The sequence below is a fragment of the Kitasatospora sp. NPDC092948 genome, assembly GCF_044754805.1.
Lineage (GTDB): Bacteria > Actinomycetota > Actinomycetes > Streptomycetales > Streptomycetaceae > Kitasatospora.
The window spans coordinates 39241-61511 of the sequence record NZ_JBIVPU010000017.1; the positions used below are offsets into that span (position 1 = coordinate 39241).

Annotated in this window: 17 protein-coding genes; 13 read left to right on the top strand and 4 right to left on the bottom strand. The window is 73.4% G+C overall.

Annotated features, from left to right (window positions below; all coding sequences use genetic code 11):
• The first annotated feature begins 4 nt into the window (after positions 1 to 4).
• Positions 5 to 1435, top strand: coding sequence for a sensor histidine kinase (locus tag ACIQF6_RS32165; protein ID WP_400901392.1), 1431 nt, complete (start codon positions 5 to 7; stop codon positions 1433 to 1435).
• 7 nt (positions 1436 to 1442) lie between these two features.
• On the opposite strand, the gene ACIQF6_RS32170 is transcribed toward ACIQF6_RS32165, so the two are convergent.
• A complete protein-coding gene (locus ACIQF6_RS32170) occupies positions 1443 to 2468 on the bottom strand; it encodes a TAXI family TRAP transporter solute-binding subunit (RefSeq protein WP_400901394.1) in 1026 nt (341 codons plus the stop codon).
• 74 nt (positions 2469 to 2542) lie between these two features.
• Here ACIQF6_RS32170 and miaB point away from each other — a divergent pair, with 74 nt between their 5' ends.
• Positions 2543 to 4039 carry a tRNA (N6-isopentenyl adenosine(37)-C2)-methylthiotransferase MiaB gene (gene miaB, locus ACIQF6_RS32175; RefSeq protein ID WP_400901396.1) on the top strand — a complete coding sequence of 499 codons (1497 nt, stop codon included), beginning with the start codon at positions 2543 to 2545 and terminating at the stop codon, positions 4037 to 4039.
• 199 nt (positions 4040 to 4238) lie between these two features.
• A complete protein-coding gene (locus ACIQF6_RS32180; RefSeq protein WP_400901398.1) occupies positions 4239 to 4931 on the top strand; it encodes a hypothetical protein in 693 nt (230 codons plus the stop codon).
• A gap of 33 nt (positions 4932 to 4964) precedes the next feature.
• On the opposite strand, the gene ACIQF6_RS32185 is transcribed toward ACIQF6_RS32180, so the two are convergent.
• Positions 4965 to 5204: an antitoxin gene (locus ACIQF6_RS32185; RefSeq protein ID WP_400901400.1), complete on the bottom strand. Its 240-nt coding sequence runs from the start codon at positions 5202 to 5204 to the stop codon at positions 4965 to 4967.
• A gap of 108 nt (positions 5205 to 5312) precedes the next feature.
• Between ACIQF6_RS32185 and miaA the strand changes: the two genes are divergently transcribed.
• The 5 genes from miaA to hflX all read left to right on the top strand — a co-directional run bounded on the left by miaA (position 5313) and on the right by hflX (position 11961).
• Entirely contained in the window at positions 5313 to 6281 is a 969-nt protein-coding gene (miaA, locus tag ACIQF6_RS32190) for a tRNA (adenosine(37)-N6)-dimethylallyltransferase MiaA (protein WP_400901402.1), read from the top strand.
• 253 nt (positions 6282 to 6534) lie between these two features.
• Positions 6535 to 7020 carry a hypothetical protein gene (locus tag ACIQF6_RS32195; RefSeq protein ID WP_400901404.1) on the top strand — a complete coding sequence of 162 codons (486 nt, stop codon included), beginning with the start codon at positions 6535 to 6537 and terminating at the stop codon, positions 7018 to 7020.
• A gap of 87 nt (positions 7021 to 7107) precedes the next feature.
• Positions 7108 to 7986 carry a diaminopimelate epimerase gene (gene dapF / locus ACIQF6_RS32200; protein WP_400901406.1) on the top strand — a complete coding sequence of 293 codons (879 nt, stop codon included), beginning with the start codon at positions 7108 to 7110 and terminating at the stop codon, positions 7984 to 7986.
• Between the two features lie 176 nt (positions 7987 to 8162).
• Positions 8163 to 10460 (top strand): RelA/SpoT family protein, encoded by a 2298-nt coding sequence (locus ACIQF6_RS32205; RefSeq protein WP_400901408.1) that lies wholly within the window; start codon positions 8163 to 8165, stop codon positions 10458 to 10460.
• Position 10461: 1 nt separating this feature from the next.
• Complete coding sequence (hflX, locus tag ACIQF6_RS32210; protein ID WP_400901410.1) at positions 10462 to 11961, top strand: GTPase HflX; 1500 nt, start codon at positions 10462 to 10464, stop codon at positions 11959 to 11961.
• Positions 11962 to 12034: 73 nt separating this feature from the next.
• Here hflX and ACIQF6_RS32215 read toward each other — a convergent pair whose 3' ends face one another.
• Together ACIQF6_RS32215 and ACIQF6_RS32220 are read right to left on the bottom strand one after the other, a co-directional pair.
• A complete protein-coding gene (locus tag ACIQF6_RS32215) occupies positions 12035 to 13183 on the bottom strand; it encodes a trypsin-like serine peptidase (RefSeq protein WP_400901412.1) in 1149 nt (382 codons plus the stop codon).
• Between the two features lie 58 nt (positions 13184 to 13241).
• Positions 13242 to 14381, bottom strand: coding sequence for a trypsin-like serine peptidase (locus tag ACIQF6_RS32220; RefSeq protein ID WP_400901414.1), 1140 nt, complete (start codon positions 14379 to 14381; stop codon positions 13242 to 13244).
• 253 nt (positions 14382 to 14634) lie between these two features.
• Here ACIQF6_RS32220 and ACIQF6_RS32225 point away from each other — a divergent pair, with 253 nt between their 5' ends.
• From ACIQF6_RS32225 to ACIQF6_RS32245, 5 genes are read left to right on the top strand one after another with little or no spacing between them, the layout of a single operon-like run.
• Positions 14635 to 16395: an IucA/IucC family protein gene (locus ACIQF6_RS32225; protein ID WP_400901416.1), complete on the top strand. Its 1761-nt coding sequence runs from the start codon at positions 14635 to 14637 to the stop codon at positions 16393 to 16395.
• Positions 16287 to 16967: a GNAT family N-acetyltransferase gene (locus tag ACIQF6_RS32230; RefSeq protein ID WP_400901542.1), complete on the top strand. Its 681-nt coding sequence runs from the start codon at positions 16287 to 16289 to the stop codon at positions 16965 to 16967. Before ACIQF6_RS32225 ends, ACIQF6_RS32230 begins: the two co-directional genes overlap by 109 nt.
• A gap of 6 nt (positions 16968 to 16973) precedes the next feature.
• Positions 16974 to 18356, top strand: a complete 1383-nt coding sequence (locus tag ACIQF6_RS32235; RefSeq protein ID WP_400901418.1) for a lysine N(6)-hydroxylase/L-ornithine N(5)-oxygenase family protein — start codon at positions 16974 to 16976, stop codon at positions 18354 to 18356.
• Positions 18337 to 20112, top strand: a complete 1776-nt coding sequence (locus tag ACIQF6_RS32240) for an IucA/IucC family protein (RefSeq protein WP_400901420.1) — start codon at positions 18337 to 18339, stop codon at positions 20110 to 20112. The genes ACIQF6_RS32235 and ACIQF6_RS32240 overlap by 20 nt, the downstream gene beginning before the upstream one ends.
• 13 nt (positions 20113 to 20125) lie before the next feature.
• Complete coding sequence (locus ACIQF6_RS32245; protein WP_400901422.1) at positions 20126 to 22207, top strand: ATP-dependent DNA helicase; 2082 nt, start codon at positions 20126 to 20128, stop codon at positions 22205 to 22207.
• Positions 22208 to 22271: the final 64 nt, after the last annotated feature.

Consider the following 22271-nt stretch of genomic DNA (forward strand, 5'->3'; position numbering starts at 1 on the left):
ACCCGTGCGCAACCGCCTGCTCGGCATCCTGATCGCCCTGATGGCCTGCGTGCTCGCCGCCCTCGGAGCGCCGCTGGCCTACCTGATCGCCTCGGCCGAGCAGTCCAAGGTGGTCGTCGACCGGATCGACGACGCCGCCCGCTTCGCCCAGGACCTGCCCGCCCAGGCCGGCACCGGCACCACCGCGGTCAAGGGCGAACCGGAACCCGCCCCCGGCGACAGCGGCCGACTGCACGCCCTGGCCAGCGAAGCCGCCCGCTACCGCGAGCTGTACGGGGCGAGGATCGGCGTGTTCCAGCGCGACGGCAGCTCCGTCGCCGTCGCCCCCGACGACTGGCGCGCCCCCACCGACGGCCCCGGCGGCCAGGCCTACCGGGAGGCGCTGGCCGGCCGCCGCAGCCACAACCCGCCCCAGGTGTGGCCGTGGACCACCGACCGCACCCTCACCGTCGCACTGCCCGTGGTCCGCGACGGCGACGTGGTCGCCGTGGTGCTCACCGAATCGCCCACCGGGCCGCTGCGCGCCCGGATCCTGCACCGCTGGCTGGTGCTGGCCGGCGGCGAGGCGCTCGCCATGATGGTCGCCATCCTGCTCGCCGTCCGCCTCACCGGCTGGGTGCTGCGCCCCGTCCGCACCCTCGACCGGGCCACCCACGACATCGCCACCGGCCGGCTCAACGCCCGGGTCGCCCCCAGCGGCGGACCGCCCGAACTGCGCCGCCTGGCCCGCTCGTTCAACGACATGGCCGACCACGTGGTGCTGGCCATCGACCAGCAGCGGGCCTTCGTCGCCGACGCCTCCCACCAGCTGCGCAACCCGCTGGCCGCGCTGCTGCTGCGGGTCGAGCTGATCGGAATGGCCCTCCCCGAGGGCAGCGAGGAGGAGATCGCCGCCGTCCGCGAGGAGGGCGCCCGGCTCGCCCGCGTCCTGGACGACCTGCTCGGCCTCGCCACCGCCGAAGGCTCCCGGCCCGAACCCGAACCCGTCGACCTGGCCGAACTGGTCCGCACCCGGACCGACGCCTGGCAGCCGCTCGCCGACCGGCGCCAGGTCCGGATCCAGTGGCAGGGACCGCCGATGGCGCACGCCTGGGCCGACCCGATCGGCTTCGGCAGCGCGCTGGACGCCGTCCTCGACAACGCCCTCAAGTTCTCCCCGCCCGACAGCACCGTCCGGGTCGGCCTGACCATCACCAAGGACGAGGTCACCGCCGCCGTCAGCGACGCCGGCCCCGGCCTCACCGAGGAGGAGCTCGCCCGGGTCGGCGACCGGTTCTGGCGCTCCTCCCGGCACCAGAACGTCGACGGCTCCGGCCTCGGCCTGTCCATCGCCCGCACCCTGCTGCTGGCCGGCGGCGGCAGCCTCGACTTCGCGCCCGCCGAACCGCACGGACTGTGCGTGCTGCTCACCGTGCCGCGCCGGAAGTGGAACTGACCGGCCGTCAGGGCTTCACGGACTGGTAGTAGCGCTTCGCGCCCTCGTGCAGTGGCAGCGGGTCGGTGTACACCGCGGTGCGCAGGTCCACCAGCTGCGCCGCGTGCACCCGGCCGCCGATCCGGTCCCGGCTGTCGATCACCACCCGGGTCACCGCCTCCACCAGCGCCGGGTCCATGTTCGCCCTGGTCACCAGCAGGTTCGGCACCGCCACCGTCGGCACCGCCGTCCGGAACGGCTCCACCAGCGGGTACGCGTCCGCCGGGATGGTCGCCGCCCGGTAGGCGTCCAGCCCGCCGCCCTCCAACTCGTGCAGCGGGTCCGAGAGATCGCCCATCGGCACGATCCGGATCGGGGTGTGCTCCGACAGGTCGGTGAGCGCCGCCGTCGGCAGCCCGCCGGACCAGAAGAACGCGTCCAGCTTCCGGTCGCGCAACGCGTCCGCCGCCTGCTGCACCCCCAGCCGCGACGGCTTGACGTCCTTGTCCGGGTCCAGGCCCGCCGCCTCCAGCAGCCGCCGGGTCACCAGGTTCACGCCGGACTTCTCCAGCCCCACCCCGACCCGCAGGCCGCGCAGGTCCGACACCTTGTGCACCGGCGAATCCGCCGGCACCACCAGCTGCATGTAGTCGTCGTACAGCCGGGCGATCGCCCGCAGCTGCGACTTCTGCGGGTTCTGGAAGCTGGCCACCGAGTCGGCCGTGGCGATGGCGAAGTCGTCCTGACCCGACAGCACCCGCTCCAGGTTGTCCATCGAGCCCGCGGAGTTGTCCAGCCGGACCTTCACCCCGGGCATCGCCGACCCCATCGAGTCCTTCAGCAGCACCCCGTACAGGTCGTACACCCCGCCCGACACCCCGGTGGCGAACGCGGTCTCCGCGCGCAGCCCCGACCCGGCCCGCGCCGAGGACGCCCACCAGCCGCCCGCGCCCCCCGCCACCAGCAGCAGTACCGCCACCACCCGCACCAGCGGACTGCGCACCGCGGAACGCAGTACGGCAGCGGCACGGGGCGGATCGGTCGAAGCAGCCATGGCAGGGATACTGCCAGCCCCGACCGCCCGGCGGGAGGCCCCTGCCGCTGCCCGTACCCTTGTGCTCTGTGGGTATGGAGGAGAGCTTGCGAACTTACAAGGTCGTCACGTACGGCTGCCAGATGAACGTCCACGACTCCGAGCGCCTGTCCGGGCTGCTGGAGGAGGCCGGCTACACCAAGGCCGCCGCCGAGGCCGATCCCGACCTGGTGGTCTTCAACACCTGCGCGGTCCGCGAGAACGCCGACAACAAGCTTTACGGCAACCTCGGCCGGCTCGCCCCCGCCAAGCAGGCCAACAGCGGCATGCAGATCGCCGTCGGCGGCTGCCTCGCCCAGAAGGACCGCGAGACCATCGTCCGCAAGGCCCCCTGGGTCGACGTCGTCTTCGGCACCCACAACATCGGCCACCTGCCCGCCCTGCTGGAGCGCGCGGCGATCGAGCGCTCCGCGCAGGTCGAGATCCTGGACTCGCTGGAGACCTTCCCCTCCACCCTGCCCACTCGGCGGGAGTCCGCCTACGCGGCCTGGGTCGCCATCTCGGTCGGCTGCAACAACACCTGCACCTTCTGCATCGTCCCGGCGCTGCGCGGCAAGGAGGAGGACCGCCGCCCCGGCGACATCCTCGCCGAGGTCGAGGCACTCGTCGCCGAGGGCGTCGTCGAGGTCACCCTGCTCGGCCAGAACGTCAACGCCTACGGCTCCGACCTCGGCGACCGGCAGGCGTTCTCCAAGCTGCTGCGCGCCTGTGGCGAGATCGACGGGCTGGAGCGGGTCCGCTTCACCTCGCCGCACCCGAAGGACTTCACCGACGACGTGATCGCCGCGATGGCCGAGACGCCGAACGTGATGCACCAGCTGCACATGCCGCTGCAGTCCGGCTCCGACACCGTGCTGCGCGCGATGCGGCGCTCCTACCGGCAGGAGCGCTTCCTCGGGATCATCGAGAAGGTCCGCGCCGCGATGCCCGACGCCGCCATCTCCACCGACATCATCGTCGGCTTCCCCGGCGAGACCGACGAGGACTTCGAGCAGACCCTGCACGTCGTCCGCGAGGCCCGGTTCGCCAACGCGTTCACCTTCCAGTACTCCAAGCGCCCCGGCACGCCCGCCGCGGAGATGGAGAACCAGATCCCCAAGGCCGTGGTGCAGGAGCGCTACGACCGGCTGATCGCCCTCCAGGAGGAGATCTCCTGGGAGGAGAACAAGAAGCAGGTCGGCCGCAAGCTGGAAATCCTGGTCGCCGAGGGCGAAGGCAAGAAGGACGACCGCACGGACCGCCTCTCCGGCCGCGCCCCCGACAACCGCCTCGTGCACTTCACCCGCCCGGAAGGCGGTGTGCGCCCCGGCGACATGGTGACCGTCGAGATCACCTACGCCGCCCCGCACCACCTCCTGGCGGAGGGCCCCGCCCTCGGCGTCCGCCGCACCCGGGCGGGCGACGCCTGGGAGAAGCGCAACGCCGCCCCCGCGAAGCCGGCCGGCGTCATGCTCGGCCTCCCGTCGATCGGTGCTCCGGCCCCGCTGCCGGTGGCGGCGTCGGGGTGCGAAACCGGGGGCGGCTGCGGCTGAAGCGGGCGGGCGCACAACCTGGGAGAGCGCAACCGGGGGCGCGGGGAACTGCGCGCAGCGGAAGGCATCCAATCGCAAGATCGCGACGCAGGAGAATGACCTGCACTCGATCGCGACCTTGCGGACGTGACTTGCGCTTGTCGCGCAGTTCCCCGCGCCCCCGGTTTGCCACCTGCCCGCGCACCGTAGAGTGATCGACATGCTTGTTGCCGCCGCCGTGTGCCCCTGTCCGCCGTTGCTCGTGCCCGAGGTCGCGACCGGGGCCGCGGGGGAGACCGAGGCGTTGCGGGGGGCGTGCCTGGACGCGGTGCGCGGGCTCGCGGACGTGGATCTCGTCGTCGTGGTGGGGACGGGTGAACGCGCCGGGGTGTGGACGGAGGGCGGGGCGGGGTCGTTCCGCCGGTACGGGGTGCCGAAGGCCGTGAAGCTGCCGCTGGGCGGAGTGGACGGCCCGGAGCTCTCGCCGGCGCTGACGGTGGGGGCGTGGCTGCTGGAGGAGGCGGGCGTCCGGGTCCCGACGCATGCCGTCGCGGTGCGGCCGGACACGGCCGCTGAGCGGCTGCTGGGGCTGGGCCGGGGGCTGGCCGAACTCGCGGACCGGGTGGGCCTGTTGGTGATGGGCGACGGCAGTGCCCGGCGCTCGGTGAAGGCCCCCGGGTACCTGGACGGGCGGGCCGAGGGCTACGACCGCGCGGTGGCGGCGGCGCTGGCCGCCGCGGACGCGTCGGTGCTGGCCGCGCTGGACGCGGACCTCTCGGCGGAACTGCTGGCGGACGGCCGCGCCCCCTGGCAGGTGCTCGCGGGTGCGGCGGACGGCGCGACCCTCGGCGGCGAGCTGCGGTACGAGGACGCCCCGTACGGCGTGGGCTACCTGGTGGCCTCCTGGCGCTGAGCGCCCCAGCAGGCCACCGGTCCGGAGCCGCGGTCAGTCGTTCTGCGGCTTCGTGTCGTCCTCCGGCTTCGCGGCGAAGTCGTCGCGGGCGTGCTTGGCGGCCGAGGTGCCCTTCTCGATCTTGTCGCTGTACTTGTGCTTGGTGACGTTGTCGATGGTCTCGCCGGCCTTGTCCACCAGGTTGTCGATCTTGTCGCCGTGCTTTCCGGCCAGCTCGCTGGCCTTGTCCTTGAGTTCCTCGGCCTTGCCCTTGAGGTTGTCCAGCAGGCTCATGGGTGCATTCCTCGCGTTTCGAGTCAGATCGGTACCAGACATAGCTGATCTTCCCCGGTCAACGAGGCCGCGACACGAGAGGTGCCCGGGTTTTGCGAGACTGGTGGGGTGAGCGGTTCCTCCTCTTCTTCTTCTGCACGTCCGCACCGGGTGGTGTCGGTGGTCGGTTCGACGGCGGCCGGCAAGTCCGATCTGGCGGTGGCGATCGCCCGTGAGCTCGGCGGGGAGGTGGTGAACACCGACTCGATGCAGCTGTACAAGGGCATGGACATCGGCACCGCCAAACTGACCGAGGCCGAGCGCGGCGGCATCCCGCACCACCTGATGGACATCTGGGAGGTGACGGAGACCGCCTCGGTGGCCGAGTACCAGCGGCTGGCCCGGGCCGAGATGGACCGGCTGCTGGCGGCCGGCCGGGTGCCGGTGCTGGTGGGCGGCTCGGGGCTGTACGTGCGGGCGGCGATCGACGAGATGGAGTTCCCCGGCACGGACCCCGAGGTGCGGGCCCGGCTGGAGGAGGAGCTGGAGCGGGTCGGCCCGGGTGCGCTGCACCGGCGGCTGGCCGAGCTGGACCCGGCGGCCGCGGAGGCGATCCTGACCAGCAACGGGCGGCGGATCGTCCGCGCGCTGGAGGTCATCGAGATCACCGGGCAGCCGTTCACCGCGAACCTGCCGACGCAGCGCGCGGTGTACGAGGCGGTGCAGATCGGCGTGCAGGTGCCGCGCCCGGAGCTGGACCGGCGGATCGAGCTGCGGGTGGACCGGATGTGGGAGGCCGGCCTGCTGGACGAGGTCCGGGCGCTGGAGCGGGTCGGGCTGCGCGAGGGGCTGACCGCGAGCCGGGCGCTGGGCTACCAGCAGGTGCTGGCGTTCTTCGCCGGCGAGTGCACCGAGGACGAGGCGCGGGCGGAGACCGTGCGCGCCACCCGGCGGTTCGCCCGGCGTCAGGAGTCGTGGTTCCGGCGGGACGACCGGATCCACTGGCTGGACCGTCCGGAGGGGGCCGATCCGGTCGAACTCCTGGGCCGCGCACTGGAACTGATCGATCGCCCGGAACGTCCCGGCGACCACGGCTGACCGGCGGATTTCGGCTGCCGGGCGGCGTGATCCGGCCAACTGCCCGGGCAGCTGCACAGGCAGACGCAGGTGCAGAAGGCACCGGCGGTCACGGCCGGATCACGTCCTGGCATCGGATCACCCGATCAACCGGGTGGACGCCCTGTCCGGGTCTTGCCACGTGCCATCATCGGTAGCACCGAGGCCCGGCACGCGGGCCGGCCTCACCGCCCGCGAGCTCCCGAGCCCGCGTCGAGCCATCAGGGGAGGCCGCGTGTCAACGGGTACCGGCCCCGAAACCGATGAGCTGCTGGGCAACGCGTCCGACGGTTCCGAGACGCTGCCCGAACTGGCCGTCCCCACCACCTCGTACGCGGTGGCCCTGCCCGCGATCGACGATCTGGCCGCCGCACCCGGCGTGGTGCACGAGCGGGACATCCGGCCGCGCCGCCGGTTGCGCTGGTGGCAGATCCTGCCGATCGCCGGAACGGTGATGTTCGGCTCGCTGATGTTCGCCTTCCCGCTGGCCTTCGGCAGCGAGGGCGCGACCGCGATGATCGGGATGCTCGGCCTGCTGATCACCGCCGCCTCGGTCGGCTGGGGCGCGATGGCCGCCCGCCGGGCCGGCTACAAGTGGCCGGGCGTGCCGCGCCGGGGCAGCTCCGAGCGGGCCGGCTGGAAGGCCATCGTGATCTACACCCTGCTGGTGGCCGTCGCCCTGGCGCTGGCCGTCTGGCGGGTCGTCCACCTGCGCGGCTAGCTCTCCCCGGCCGTCTCCCCGGCGCCGGCCGTCCGGCGGGTCGTCCACCTGCGCGGCCAGCTCTCCCCGGCCGTTACCATCGGCGGTGTGAGCGAGCGCAGCGGAATCAGCGGAACGGCCTTCCTCAAGGGGCACGGCACCCAGAACGACTTCGTGATCGTCCCGGACCCGGACGGTGGGCTGGAGCTGTCGGCGGCCACCGTCGCCGCGCTGTGCGACCGACGGGCCGGGATCGGCGCGGACGGGGTGCTGCGAGTGGTGCGTTCGGCGGCCGACCCGGTGGCGGCGGGGATGGCCGAGCAGGCCGAGTGGTTCATGGACTACCGCAACGCGGACGGCTCGATCGCCGAGATGTGCGGCAACGGCGTGCGGGTGTTCGCCCGTTACCTGGTGCACGCCGGGCACGTGAAGCCGGGCGAGCTGGCGGTCGCCACCCGGGCCGGGGTGAAGCGGGTGCGGATCGCCGAGGACGCCGCCGACGGCACCCCGGGCGAGATCACCGTGGACATGGGCCGCGCGCTGCTGCCCGGCCCGGACGACGTCACCGTCACCGTCGACGACCGCAGCTGGCCCGCGCTGAACGTCAACATGGGCAACCCGCACGCGGTCGCGTTCGTCGAGGACCTCGCGCACGCCGGGCGCCTGTACGACGCGCCGGCCACCGCGCCGGCGGGCACGTACCCGCAGGGCGTCAACGTGGAGTTCGTGGTGGACCGGGGCGAGCGCCAGGTGGCGATGCGGGTGCACGAGCGCGGCTCCGGCGAGACCCGCTCGTGCGGGACGGGCGCCTGCGCGGTCGCGGTGGCCGCGATCCGGCGGGCCGGACTGGACCCGGCGCAGACCGGACGGGCCGTCAGCTGGACGGTGGACCTGCCCGGCGGGCGGCTGGTGATCGAGGAGTTCCCCGACGGCCGGATCGAGATGACCGGCCCCGCCGTGATCGTCGCCGAGGGCGTGCTGGTGTAACGGCTGGTCAGCCCGACGAATCGTCAGCTCCCGCTTCCCAAGCCGCTGTCCGGCTAATCCCCCCGTTCGGGTGATGGCGGTGGCAGAGCCGAAGCGGGGGCTCGCCGAACGTGCTGTGCTCGGTAGCATGGACCACCGGGTCGGCCGTCGCTCCGGTGTTGCTGCCGGAGGTGCAGATGACCATCCGCTCCGAGTTGGCGGGCTCGCCGTCCAAGCAGCAGGCGAGCCGCTTCAGCCGTGCGGCGCTCGGCCGGGCCGGCCGGGCGGCGCTGCTCGCCACCGGGCGGACGCCCGTCCCCGACGCCATCGAGCCGATCGTGCAGGCGCACCGGGTGCATCACCCGCAGGCCGACCTGGCGCTGCTGGCCAGGGCCTACCGGGTCGCCGAGGAGAGCCACCGCGGGCAGACCCGCAAGAGCGGCGAGCCGTACATCACCCACCCGCTCGCGGTCACCATGATCCTCGCCCAGCTCGGCGCGGACACCACCACGCTGGTCTCCTCGCTGCTGCACGACACCGTCGAGGACACCGAAGTGACGCTCGATCAGGTCGCCGAGGACTTCGGCCCGGAGGTCGCGTACCTGGTGGACGGCGTCACCAAGCTGGAGAAGGTCGACTTCGGGGCGGCGGCCGAACCCGAGACCTTCCGGAAGATGCTGGTCGCCACCGGCGACGACGTCCGGGTGATGGTGATCAAGCTCGCCGACCGGCTGCACAACATGCGCACCATCCGGCACATGAAGCCGGCCAGCCAGGTGCGGATCGCCAACGTCACCCGGGACGTGCTGATCCCGCTCGCCGAACGGCTCGGCATCCAGGTGGTGAAGGCGGAGCTGGAGGACATCGTCTTCGCCACCCTGCACCCCGAGGAGTACGAGCGCACCGGTGCGGTGGCCGGCGGCCGGACGGACGGCGTGCTCGCCCCGTTCGCCGCCGAGCTCGGCCGCCAGCTCGCCGAGGCCGGGATCTCCTCCGCCGTCACCGTCCGCCCCCGGCACCTGGTCTCGCTGCACCGGGTGATGATCAAGCGCGGGGCGGGCCCGGACGGCGCGGGGCTGCGGCCCGCCGACTTCGGCCGGCTGCTGGTGGTGGTCGAGGAGAACGCCGACTGCTACGCGGTGCTGGGCGAACTGCACACCTGCTGGACGCCGCTGCCCGGCGAGTTCAAGGACTTCGTGGCCGCCCCCAAGTTCAACCTGTACCAGTCGCTGCACACCGCGGTGGCGCTGCCGGGCGGCGAGGTGATCGAGGTCCTGGTGCGCACCCGGCGGATGCACGAGGTGGCCGAGACCGGCGTGGTCGCGCTCGGCGACCCGCGCACCGACCGGCAGGGCGCCGCCGAGGACCCGGAGGACCGCACCGACCCGGCCCGCCCCGGCTGGCTGGCCCGGCTGCTGGAGTGGCAGCAGGACACCCCCGACCCGGACGCCTTCTGGTCCGCGCTCACCGCCGACCTGCGCGACGACCGCGAGATCACCGCCATCACCGAGGACGGCACCACCCTGCACCTGCCCGCCGGGGCCGGCTGCCTGGACGCCGCCTACCTGATCGGCGAGGAGACCGGCCACCGCTGCATCGGCGCCCGGATCAACGGCAGGCTCACCGCACTCTCCACCGAACTGCGCGACGGCGACGTGCTCGGCCTGCTCACCGCCCCCGTCGGGGAGGTCAGCGGCCCCGACCCGGAGTGGCTGGAGTACGTCCGCACCCCCGCCGCCCGGCTCGCCATCGAACGCCGGCTGGCGGCCGGCCCGCTGCCCGCGCCCGCCGCCGAACGGCCGCCCGCGGTCGGCGCCCCGGTGCCCGCCGCGCCGCCCGCGCCACCCGCCGCCGCGCCCGCCGACGCCCCCGAACTGCCGGGCGCCGCCGTCCGGTTGGCCCGCTGCTGCACGCCGGTGCCGCCCGACCGGGTGATCGGCATCGTGCTGCGCGGCGAGGCCGTCGCGGTGCACCGGACGGCCTGTCCGACCGGCGCCCGGATGCTGCACGGCGGCCGCCGGGCGGTCGCGGTCCGCTGGCTGCCCGGCGGCACCCCGCAGTGGGGCTACCGGGCCACCCTGCACGCCGAGGCGCTGAACCGGCCCCGGCTGCTGGCCGACCTGACCGAGGCGATCTCCGGCGAGGGCGTGTCGATCTTCTCCGCCGACGTCGAGCCGCCCCGCCAACTGCGGGTGCGGCACAGCTACACCCTGGAACTCGTCGACGCCGCCGCGCTGCCCGCGGTGATGCGGGCGATGCTCCGGGTCTCCGGCGTGTACGACGTCTACCGGCCGGGCGGGCCCGAGGAGTTGCCGGGCCGGCCCGCGACGCCCCCGGCCGGGGCGGAGCCGGCCGTGCCGGGGCCGGTGTCGGAGGCCGCCGCGGCGGCTGGTAAAAGGGATGACTCGGGCACAGCGGGCGTGCGACCATCGTGGGGAATTCACGGCGGCTCCGCCGTGTTGTCCGAGAGCACCACCCGATCAATCCAAGGATGAAATGACCTCCACGTTCGACAGCCGCACCCGATCGAGCGAGTCGGCCAGCCGCCTCGCCGACCTCAAGGCGGAAGCCCTGATGGACGAGGACCTCGCGGCGATCGACGAGGGCCTCGGCAACTACGACGGAGACCAGTACGACCGCTCCGAGCGCGCCGCGCTCCGACGCGTGGCCGGTCTCTCCACCGAACTCCAGGACGTCACCGAAGTCGAGTACCGCCAGCTCCGGCTGGAGCGCGTGGTGCTCGTCGGCGTGTGGACGGACGGCACGCTGGAGGAGGCGGAGAACTCGATGGCCGAGCTCGCCGCGCTCGCCGAGACGGCCGGCTCCGAGGTCCTGGACGGCGTGATCCAGCGCCGAGACAAGCCCGACGCGGCCACCTACATCGGCTCCGGCAAGGCCAAGGAGCTGCGCGACCTGGTCGCCTCCTCCGGCGCCGACACCGTGGTCTGCGACGGTGAGCTGACGCCCGGTCAGCTGATCCACCTGGAAGACGTGGTGAAGGTCAAGGTCGTCGACCGCACCGCGCTGATCCTGGACATCTTCGCCCAGCACGCCAAGTCCCGGGAGGGCAAGGCGCAGGTCTCGCTCGCGCAGATGCAGTACATGCTGCCCCGGCTGCGCGGTTGGGGTCAGTCGCTGTCCCGGCAGATGGGTGGCGGTGGCTCCGGCACCTCGGGCGGCGGCATGGCCACCCGTGGTCCCGGTGAGACCAAGATCGAGACCGACCGGCGGCGGATCCGCGAGAAGATGGCGAAGCTCCGCAAGGAGATCGCCGAGATGAAGAAGGGCCGCGACACCAAGCGGCAGGAGCGGCGGCGCCACCAGGTGCCCTCGGTGGCCATCGCCGGGTACACCAACGCCGGCAAGTCCTCGCTGCTCAACCGGCTCACCGGCGCCGGCGTCCTGGTGGAGAACGCCCTGTTCGCCACCCTGGACCCGACGGTCCGCCGGGCGCAGACCCCGAGCGGCCGGCTGTACACGCTGGCCGACACCGTCGGCTTCGTCCGGCACCTGCCGCACCACCTGGTCGAGGCGTTCCGCTCCACCATGGAGGAGGTCGCCGACGCCGACCTCATCCTGCACGTGGTGGACGGCTCCCACCCGGAGCCGGAGACGCAGCTCGCCGCGGTCCGCGAGGTGATCGTCTCGGTCGAGGCGCAGAACGTGCCCGAGATCGTGGTGATCAACAAGGCGGACGCGGCCGACCCGGCGGTGCTCCAGCGGCTGCTGCGCCGCGAGCCGCACGCCATCGTGGTCTCCGCCCGCAGCGGCCAGGGCATCGAGGAGCTGCTCGCCCTGATCGACGAGGAGCTGCCCCGCCCCGCGGCGGAGGTCCGGGCCCTGGTGCCCTACACCCGCGGCGACCTGGTCTCCCGGGTGCACGCGGAGGGCGAGCTGATCTCCGCCGAGCACACTGCGGAGGGCACGCTGCTGCACGCCAAGGTGGCGGCGATGCTGGCGGCCGAGCTGGAGCAGTACGCGGTCGTCGCCGCGTAGGCCCCGCGCAGAACGCCGGACGGCCCGGGGAGGAACCCCTCCCCGGGCCGTCCGCATGTCCGGCCGCTGCCCGCTACTTGTTCTGGACGAAGGCGTCGAACATCCGCTTGGCGTCCGGGCCGAGGTTGGGGCCGGCCATCCAGCTGTCGTCACCGATGGAGTTGTTGGAGAACAGCATCGTCCTGCCGTCGTGCTTGGTGAACCAGCCGCCGCCGGAGGAGCCGCCGGTCATGTTGCAGCCGATGGCGAGCATCGGCGGGCGGGAGGCGTCGAACACGAACGGGGTCGGCTTCGGGGCGGAGTCGCAGTGCTCCAGCTCCTCGCCGTCGAAGGGCTCCCCGGCCGGGTAGCCGTAGGAGGACGGCGAGGCGATCTCGTTCGGCTGAGCACCGAACCAGATCGGCATCGAGCCGCCCACGGTCTCCTCCAGCGAACGGGTGGAGCCGTCCTCCGCGGCCACCCGGATCACCGCGAAGTCGAACTGGCTGTCCGGGCCGCCGGAGTGGCCCACCCGCTGGGTCCACTGCGGCATCACGTACATCGCGCGGGCCGCCCAGATGCCCAGCGGGGCCATCTGCTCGCGGGTGGCGTTCGCGGCCTTGCCGTTGCTGGTCGCGCCCGTCTTGTTGTAGGAGGGGACGAACATCAGCTTCTTGTAGTAGTCGCCGCCCTTGCCCCCGTGCACGCAGTGCGCGGCCGTCCACACCAGGTTGCTCTTGCCGGGGTGGCTCGGGTCGGACACCACGGTGCCCGAGCACACCATGGTGCCCTCCGGGGCCTGGAAGAAGATCTTGCCGAGCACCGCGGTGTCCGCGGTGTACGGGTGCGGCTGCGCCTTGGCCGGGATGGTCTTCGGGAAGGTCACGTTCTGCAGGGTCGGGTACTGCTGGATGTTCGGCCGGTCGGTGGTGACGCCCTTCGCACCGGAGACCTTCTGCTTGTCCCAGAAGGACTTGATCGCCTCCAGGTCCTCCGGCTTGAAGCCGTTCTTGGAGGCCCAGTCCGCCCAGTCGGAGGCGTTCCAGCTGGAGACCTTGGCGAGGGCGCCCTGGATGTCCTTCACGTCGATGCCCGGCTGCCCGGAACTGGTGCTGGCCGGCGGCGCCGCGCTCGTGCTCGTGCTCTTGCCCTGACAGGCGGCGGTGGTGACGGCGAGCACCGTCACCAGGGCGGCCGCCGACACGTTCCGGACGCGGCGCATCGCACGGTGCTGATCGGTCATGGGTGTTCCCCCCGTAGTCGTCGTTCGGTCGTCGAGGTCGCGCGGAGGCGACGGGCGGTCACTTCCGCGAGATGTAGTCGAGGGCCTGGCGGGCCACGCCCTCCAGGTAGGGCCCGTTCAGGGCGGTGTGGGCGGAGGTGCCGATGGAGGTGTTGCTGACCAGCCGCTGCCGGCCGTCCGGGCCGTCCGCGAACCAGCCGCCGCCGGAGGCGCCGGCCGTCATGGTGCAGCCGATCACCAGCATCGCCGGGCGGGCCGCGTCGAAGCTGCGGGAGCCCGGACGGCCGGAGTCGCAGCGCTCCAACTCCTGCCCGTCGAACGGCGCGACGGCCGGATAGCCCCAGGCCTGGATCGCCAGCTGCTCGCGCGGCGCGTCGAACCACACCGGCACGGCGGTGCCGATCACCTCCTCCAGCGAGCGGCTCTCCCCCTCCGGGCCGCGCACCTTGATCACCGCGAAGTCGTACTGGTTGGCGGCGTCGCCGCCCCTGGTGCCCTCCGTGGTCCACAGCGGCGAGGTGATCACCCGGTCCGCCCACCACTGGCCGAGCGGGGCGACCTCGGCGAGCGACGCCCGGTGGTGGTCGCCGGCCGCGCCCGAGCTGTTGTACGCGGGCACGAAGATCAGGTTCTTGTACCAGTCACCGCCCTTGCCCTCGTGGACGCAGTGCGCGGCCGTCCACACCAGGTTGCTGTGGCCCGGGTTCGCCGGATCGGCGACCACGGTGGCCGAGCACTGGCCGGTACCGCCGTTCGGGGCGGTCAGGAAGACCTTCCCGGACGCCGGATAGCTGGTGTACGGCCGCGGCACCGGCTGCGCGGCGACCGCGGGCGGCGAGCTGCCGACGGGCGGCTCGCCCCCCGCGGCCGGGGCGGACGGCCCGGCCGACGACGGCGCGGCCGGTGACGGTGCGGCCGGTGACGACGGCGCCGGCGACTCGGGAGCCGGCGCGGGCTGCTGCGGTGGCGCCTGGTCCATCGTCTCGGGGTTCCACACGCCCGCCACCGCGGGGTTGTGGAACTCGTGCCGCTTCGCCCAGCGGTCCCACTCGGCGAACCCCCAGTGCTTCAACTCGGCGAAGCTGCGCGGATTCCCGCCCCCGCCGCCCCCGTCGGACCCGCGGCCCGAGCCGCAGGCGGCCACTCCCAGCAGCAGCGCGGCCGCAGCCAGCGCGGCCGGCACCCCCCGTGCCCTCACTCTCAACCCCCTGAAGCAGTCCGTTCCCCCGGGACAGTCTTTCATCCGGGCGCGGGCCGCCGACGGGCGGTGCGCTCCTGTTGGCGTCCGGACATCGAACCGTGATGGTGACGGTCCGTCAGGGTCCCACCGGGGCACTCGGTGCGGGGGCGATCGACGGAAGCTCACCGGAACGAGTGAGCCGATCTTGTGTCCGACCCACGGGGATAGGTAACCCTTACCCGAAGGCAATCGCGCGGCTCAAGGAGCGGATTTGGCCACCATCCTCACCGACGTTCTCCCGGTCGCCCGGCCGTCGGCCGGACACCACAGCACGGACCCGCTGCTCCACCCCGATCCGGCCGTCGCCGCCGAACACGCCGCCACCGAGAGCCTGTTGCGGTGCTGGGCCCGGGAGACCGCCGCCGAACGCCCGGCCGGCGACCTGCTGCGCATCCCGGTGCTCGGCGGCGCCGCCCAACTGTCCGCGCCGGTCCGCCACTGGTCGGCCTGCGGCTGGCACCGGTTCGGCCCCGCCACCGTCTCCACCGGCGCCGCCGAGCACCCGGTGGACGCCGTCACCGTCGCCGCCCTGGTGGCCGGCGCCACCGGCCGCCCCGAACCCGGCCAACTCGCCGACCTCACCTCCCGGGTGGCCGACTCGGTCGGCCGGACCGCGGAGATCCTCGCGCACCGCCGCCGGACCCCCGCCGCCCCCACCGACCCGTTCCTGCGCGCCGAACAGTCGCTGCTGCTCGGCCACCCGATGCACCCCACCCCGAAGAGCCGCGACGGCCTCGGTCCCGCCCAGTCCGCCGCCTACTCGCCCGAGCTGCACGGCTCGTTCCGGATGCACTGGTGGGCCGTCGACCGCAGCCTGCTCGGCGCGGACTCCGCCACCGGAACCCCCGCCGACCGGATCACCGCCGAGCTGTACGGCCGCCCGCTGCCCGACGGGGCCGCCGCGCTGCCGCTGCACCCCTGGCAGGCCCGCGAGTTGACGCTCCGGCCGGCCGTCGCCGAGCTGCTGGAGCGCGGCCTGCTCACCGACCTCGGCCAGCACGGCGAGCCCTGGCACCCCACAAGCTCGGTGCGCACCGTCTGCCGGCCCGGCACCCCGTGGATGCTCAAACTGTCGCTGGGCCTGCGGATCACCAACTCCCGCCGGGAGAACCTGCGCAAGGAGCTCCACCGCGGCGTCGAGGTGCACCGCCTGCTGGAGGCCGGCCTGGCCCGGCAGTGGCGGGCCGCCCACCCCGGCTTCGACATCGTCCGCGACCCGGCCTGGATCGGCGTCGACCACCCCGAACTGGGCGACCCGAACGGCCTGGACACCGTGCTCCGGCAGCTGCCGTTCGGCCCCGCCGACCGGGCGCTGTGCGTGGCCGGCCTGGTCGCCGAACAGCCCGTCGACGGGGCCGGCTCGCAACTCGCCCAGCTGATCGGCGAACTCGCCGCCCGCACCGGCCGCCCCGGGGCGACCGTCGCCACCGAGTGGTTCCTGCGCTACCTGGACGCCGTGGTGCTGCCGATCCTCTGGCTGGACGGGCAGGCCGGCATCGCGCTGGAGGCCCACCAGCAGAACAGCCTGGTGCTGCTCGACCCGCAGGGCTGGCCCACCGGCGGCCGCTACCGCGACAACCAGGGCTACTACTTCCGCACCTCGCACGCCGACCGGCTGCACCGCCTGCTGCCCGGACTCGGCGCGCACAGCGACACCTTCGTCCCCGACGCGGTCGCCGACGAACGCTTCGCCTACTACCTCGGCATCAACCACGTGCTCGGCCTGATCGGCGCCCTCGGCTCCCAGCAACTCGCCGACGAACAGCTGCTGCTGGCCGCCCTGCGCCGCTTCCTGGCCGGCCCCGCCGTCACCGCCACCGGCTCCGCGCTGGCCGCCCACCTGCTGGACGCCCCCACCCTGCGCTGCAAGGCCAACCTGCTGACCCGGCTGCACGGCCTGGACGAACTGGTCGGCCCGGTGGAGACCCAGTCGGTGTACGTGGAGATCGCCAACCCGGTGGCCGGGGCGTGACACCCGACCTCCGCACCCCCGCACCGGCCGGTGAACCCGACCTGCGGATCCCCACGCCGGCCGGTGAACTCGTCCTGCGTACCGTGCGGGTGAGCACCGACCTGGGCCTGCTCACCGAGTGGATGAACGACCCGGAGACCGACCGCTGGTGGGCCCTCGCGGGCCCGCCGGAGACCACCGCCGCGCACCTCGCCGCGCAGCTCGACGGCGACGGCCGCAGCCGCCCCGTCCTCGCCCTGCTCGACGGCGAACCCACCGGCTACTTCGAGCTGTACCGCGCCGACCTCGACCCGCTGGCCGCGCACTACCCCGCCCGCCCGCACGACCTCGGCGTGCACCTGCTGCTCGCCCCCGCCGCCCGCGGCCGGGGGCTGGGCACCCTGCTGCTCGACGCGATCGCCGCCCGGCTGCTGCGGGACGAACCCCGCTGCACCCGGGTGCTCGCCGAACCCGACGTCCGCAACACGCCCTCCGTCCGGGCGTTCACCGCCGCCGGATTCACCCGCGCCGCCGACCTCGACCTCCCCGACAAGCGCGCCGCCCTGATGATCCGACCGCGGCCCGAGCCCTAGGACGACATGACTTCCCACGACGACACGACCGGCCGGCAGCCCGAGCCGTACGACCTGATCGGCGTCGGCATCGGCCCGTTCAACCTCTCGCTGGCCGCACTCGCCGACCGGGCCGACACCGTCAGCGCGCTGTTCCTCGACGCCCGATCCGAGTTCCGCTGGCACCCCGGCATGCTCGTGGACGGCGCCCGGATGCAGGTCCCGTTCCTCGCCGACCTGGTCTCCCTGGTCGACCCCACCAACCCGTGGTCGTTCCTGAACTACCTGCGCGAGCAGCAGCGGCTGTTCCCCTTCTACTTCAGCGAACGCTTCCAGCTCCCGCGCCGCGAGTACGAGCACTACTGCCGCTGGGCCGCCGACCGGCTCCCCAACTGCCGCTTCGACAGCCCCGTCGACGCCGTCCAGTGGGACGCCGCTCGGCAGTGCTACCGGGTGCACGCGGCCGGCCGGGTGCACCTGGCCCGGAACCTGGTGCTCGGCGTCGGCACCGAACCGGTCCGCCCGGAGGCGTTCGCGGCGCTGCGCCACCACCCCGCCGTGCTGCACTCCGCCGACTACCTGACCGAACGCCAACGGCTGCGCGGGGCGCGGGACATCACCGTGGTCGGCTCCGGCCAGTCCGGCGCCGAGGTGTTCCTCGACCTGCTGCGCCGGCACGCCGGCGTCGGCACCCGGGTGCGCTGGCTCACCCGGACCAGGGCGCTCGCCCCGATGGAGTACTCCAAGCTCGGCCTGGAGCAGTTCACCCCCGACTACACCCGCTACTTCCACGGCCTGCCCGAGCCGGTCCGGGACGCCCTGGTGCCCGCCCAGTGGCAACTGCACAAGGCGGCCAGCGCGGAGACCCTCGCCGAGATCCACGACCACCTGTACGAGCGCACCGTGGGCCGCCCGATCGACGCCGAACCGGTCGAGATCCTCCCCGGCACCGCCGTCACCGAAGCCGGACCGGGCCCCCGGGGCGGGCTCGAACTGCGCTGCCGGCACACCGACTCCGGCCGCCGCCACCTGGTCCGCACCGACGCCGTGGTGCTGGCCACCGGCTACCGGGCGGTCCGCCCCGCGCTGATCGACCCGATCGCCGGGCTGATCGACTGGGACGCGCAGGGCCGCTACCGGGTCGACCTCGACCACCGCGTCGCCACCCGGCCGGAACTCACCGGGGGGCTGTACGTCCAGAACGCCGAGTTGCACACTCACGGAGTCGGCACCCCGGACCTCGGGCTCGGCGCGCACCGCGCCGCCGTGATCCTGAACGCCGTCGCGGGCAAGACCCTGCACCCGCTGCCCCACCGCACCGCCTGGACCACCTTCGCACCCGAGCCCGCCCCGGCCCAGGTGCTTCCGCGACCCCAGGAAGGGAACGAGCGTGCCGCAGCCGGCCGTTGACTCCGCACTCCACCTGCCGCCCCAGCTCACCACCGGGCACTGGCGGGCCGCCGCACGCGCCATGCTGGCCAAGCTGCTCGGCGAGTTCGCCTACGAGGAACTGCTGCACCCCCGGCCGGAGGGCGACCACTACCTGGTCGAACTCCCCGGCGCGGCCTACCGGTTCACCGCCCGCCGGGGCGCCTACGGCAGCTGGCGGGTCGACCCGGACTCGATAGCAGGTGGCGACGACCCGCTGAGATTCCTCCAACAGGCCCGTCACACCCTGAAATTGAGCGGCGACACCACCGGCCACCTGGTCCGTGAGCTCACCGCCACGCTGATCGCCGACGCCCACCTGCGGGCCACCGCGCTCACCGCCGCCGAGCTCGCCGACCTCGACCACGTCGCACTGGAGGGCCGACAGACCGGCCATCCGTGGATCGTCGCCAACAAGGGCCGGGTCGGCTTCTCCGCCACCGACGCGGCCGGCTGGGCCCCCGAGGCCCGGCTGCCGCGCACCCTGCCGTGGCTCGCCGTGCACAAGGACCTGGCCGCCTTCCGCGGCGACCCGACCATCTACGACACCGAGCTCGACCCCGCGTTCCGCGCCCAACTCGGCGAGCGCGCCGACGAGTTCTGGCTGCTGCCGGTGCACCCCTGGCAGTGGGACGAGACCGTGGTCGGCCTGTTCGCGCCGTGGATCGCCAGCGGCGAGATCGTCCCGCTGCCCAGCGACGGCGACCTGCGACTGCCCCAGCAGTCCATCCGGTCGTTCTTCAACCTCAGCCGCCCCGACCGGTGCACCGTCAAGCTGCCGCTCGCCATCCTCAACACCCTGGTCTGGCGCGGCCTGCCCACCGAACGCGCGCTCGCCGCGCCCGCCGTCACCGGCTGGATCCAGGGGCTGCGCGACCGGGACCCGTACCTGCGGGACGAATGCCGGGTGATCCTGCTCGGCGAGATCGCCTCCGTCACCGTCGAACACCCGCTGTACCGGGACCTGCCCGACGCGCCCTACCAGTACAAGGAACTGCTCGGCGCGATCTGGCGCGAACCCCTCGGCCGGTACCTCGACGACGGCGAACGGGGCCGCACCCTGGCCGCGCTGCTCCAGACCGGCTCCGACGGCCGCGCGCTGGCCGCCGAACTCGTCGCCCGCTCCGGCCTGGACGTCCGTGCCTGGGTGAGCCGGCTGTTCGCCGTGATGCTGCCGCCGCTGCTGCACTTCCTGTACCGGTACGGGCTGGTGTTCTCCCCGCACGGCGAGAACGCCATCGTGGTCTTCGACCGGCAGGACGTCCCGGTCCGGCTCGCCGTCAAGGACTTCGTCGACGACGTCAACATCAGCGACCGGCCGCTGCCGGAACTCGCCGACCTGCCCGACGGCATCGGCGACGTCCTGCTGCGGGAGAACCCCGACTACCTGTGCCAGTTCCTGCACTCCGGGCTGTTCATCGGCGTCTACCGCTACCTCGCGCCCCTGCTGGAGGACCAACTCGGACTGCCCGAGGCCGAGTTCTGGGAGCTGCTGCGCGAGCGGGTGCTCGACTGCCAGCGGCGCTTCCCGGAACTCGCCGACCGGCACCGGCTCTTCGACCTGTTCGCGCCGCGGATCGACCGGCTCTGCCTGAACCGCAACCGGCTGCTGCTCGACGGTTACCGCGACCGCCCGGACCGCCCGCACGCCGCCGTCCACGGCCAGGTCGACAACCCGCTGCACAGCACCGCGGACCTCCCGGCCCGACCGCAGCGGATTGTCACCCCGGCCCCGTAGGCTGGGGAGCGTCATGACGAACGACACCGCACCCCTGCCCGGCGGCCCGGACGCGTCGGCGCCTCCCGTCCCCGCCTCCCGTATCCCGGAGCTGCTGCACGCCGCCGTCACCGCCGTCGGCGGCGTGGAGCGGCCCGGGCAGGTCCGGATGGCCGAGGCGGTCGCCGACGCCGTCGACGAGGGCGAACACCTGCTCGTCCAGGCCGGCACCGGCACCGGAAAGTCCCTGGCCTACCTGGTGCCCGCCCTCGCCCACGGCGACAACGTGGTGATCGCCACCGCGACCCTCGCCCTCCAGCGCCAGCTGGTCGAACGCGACCTGCCGCGCACCGTCGACGCCCTGCACCCGACGCTGCGCCGCCGCCCGCTGTTCGCGATGCTCAAGGGCCGCTCCAACTACCTGTGCCTGCACCGCGCCAACGAGGGCACCCCGAGCGACGAGGGCGAGGGCCTGTTCGACCCGGTCGACGCGCTCGGCGGCCCCACCGGCAAGCTCGGCCAGGACGTGCTGCGGCTGCGCGACTGGGCCGACGAGACCGACACCGGCGACCGCGACGACCTGACCCCCGGCGTCTCCGACAAGGCGTGGGCCCAGCTGTCCGTCACCTCCAAGGAGTGCCTGGGCGCCGCCCGGTGCGCCTACGGCCAGGAGTGCTTCGCCGAACAGGCCAGGGAGCGCGCCAAGTTGGCGGACGTGGTGGTCACCAACCACGCGATGCTGGCGATCGACGCGATCGAGGGCGCGCCCGTCCTGCCCGAACACGGCCTGCTGATCATCGACGAGGCGCACGAGCTGGTGAACCGGGTCACCGGCGCCGCCACCGCCGAACTCACCGTCGGCGCGGTCAACCGGGCGGTGAAGCGGGCGGCGAAGCTCGCCAACGAGAAGTCGGTGGACGCACTGCAGGCCGCCGCGGAGAACTTCCACGGCCTGATGGAGACCGCACAGCCCGGCCAGGTCGAGGAACTCCCCGAGTACCTCGGCTACGCCGTGGCCGGCATCCGGGACGCCTGCCGCCAGGTGATCACCTCGCTCGGCGAGACCCGCGACAAGGGCCTCAGCGACGAGGACGCCGTCCGCAAGCAGGCGATGGCCTCCGCGGAGACCCTGCACGAGACGGCGGACCGGCTGCTCACCGGCTCCGAGTACGACGTCATCTGGATCGAACGCAGCGACCGCTTCGGCCTCGGCACCGCGTCGCTGCGGGTCGCCCCGCTGTCCGTGTCCGGGCTGCTGCGGGAGAACCTGTACAAGGACCGCTCGGTGGTGCTGACCTCCGCCACGCTCAAGCTCGGCGGTGACTTCCTCGGCGTCGCCGCGTCCCTCGGCCTGCCCGGCGAGACCAGGCTGCCCGACCAGCGGACGCCCGACGGCCCGAGCGCGGAGACCGGCGAGGACGCCCCGCCGTACTGGCGCGGCCTGGACGTCGGCTCCCCGTTCACCTACCCCAAGCAGGGCATCCTCTACGTCGCCAAGCACCTGCCGCCGCCCGGCCGGGAGCCCGACCGGCCGGAGATGCTCGACGAACTCACCGAGCTGATCGGCGCCGCCGGCGGCCGCACCCTCGGCCTGTTCTCCTCGATGCGGGCCGCGCAAGCTGCCGCGGAGGCACTCCGGGAACGGCTCGACGTGCCGATCCTGCTCCAGGGCGAGGACACCCTCGGCGAGCTCATCCGCACCTTCGCCTCCGACGCGCAGACCTGCCTGTTCGGCACCCTGTCGCTCTGGCAGGGCGTCGACGTCCCCGGCTCGGCCTGTCAGCTCGTCGTCATGGACCGCATTCCGTTCCCGCGCCCCGACGACCCGCTGATGAGCGCCCGGCAGAAGGACGTCGAGTCCCGCGGCGGCAACGGCTTCATGGCGGTCGCGGCGACGCACGCGGCCCTGCTGATGGCGCAGGGCGCCGGCCGCCTGGTCCGCGCGGCGGACGACCGCGGCGTCGTCGCCGTCCTCGACCCGCGTCTCGCCACCGCCCGGTACGGGAGCTTCTTCCGCTCCTCGATGCCGGACTTCTGGTACACCACCGACCGCAACCAGGTCCGGCGCTCCCTCGCCGCGATCGACGCTTCCGCGCCACCGGTCAAGGCCAGATAGATCAGGAACGCACAGAAAGGTCCGGCCGAAGACGGGAGTACCGTCCTCGACCGGACCTTTCTGC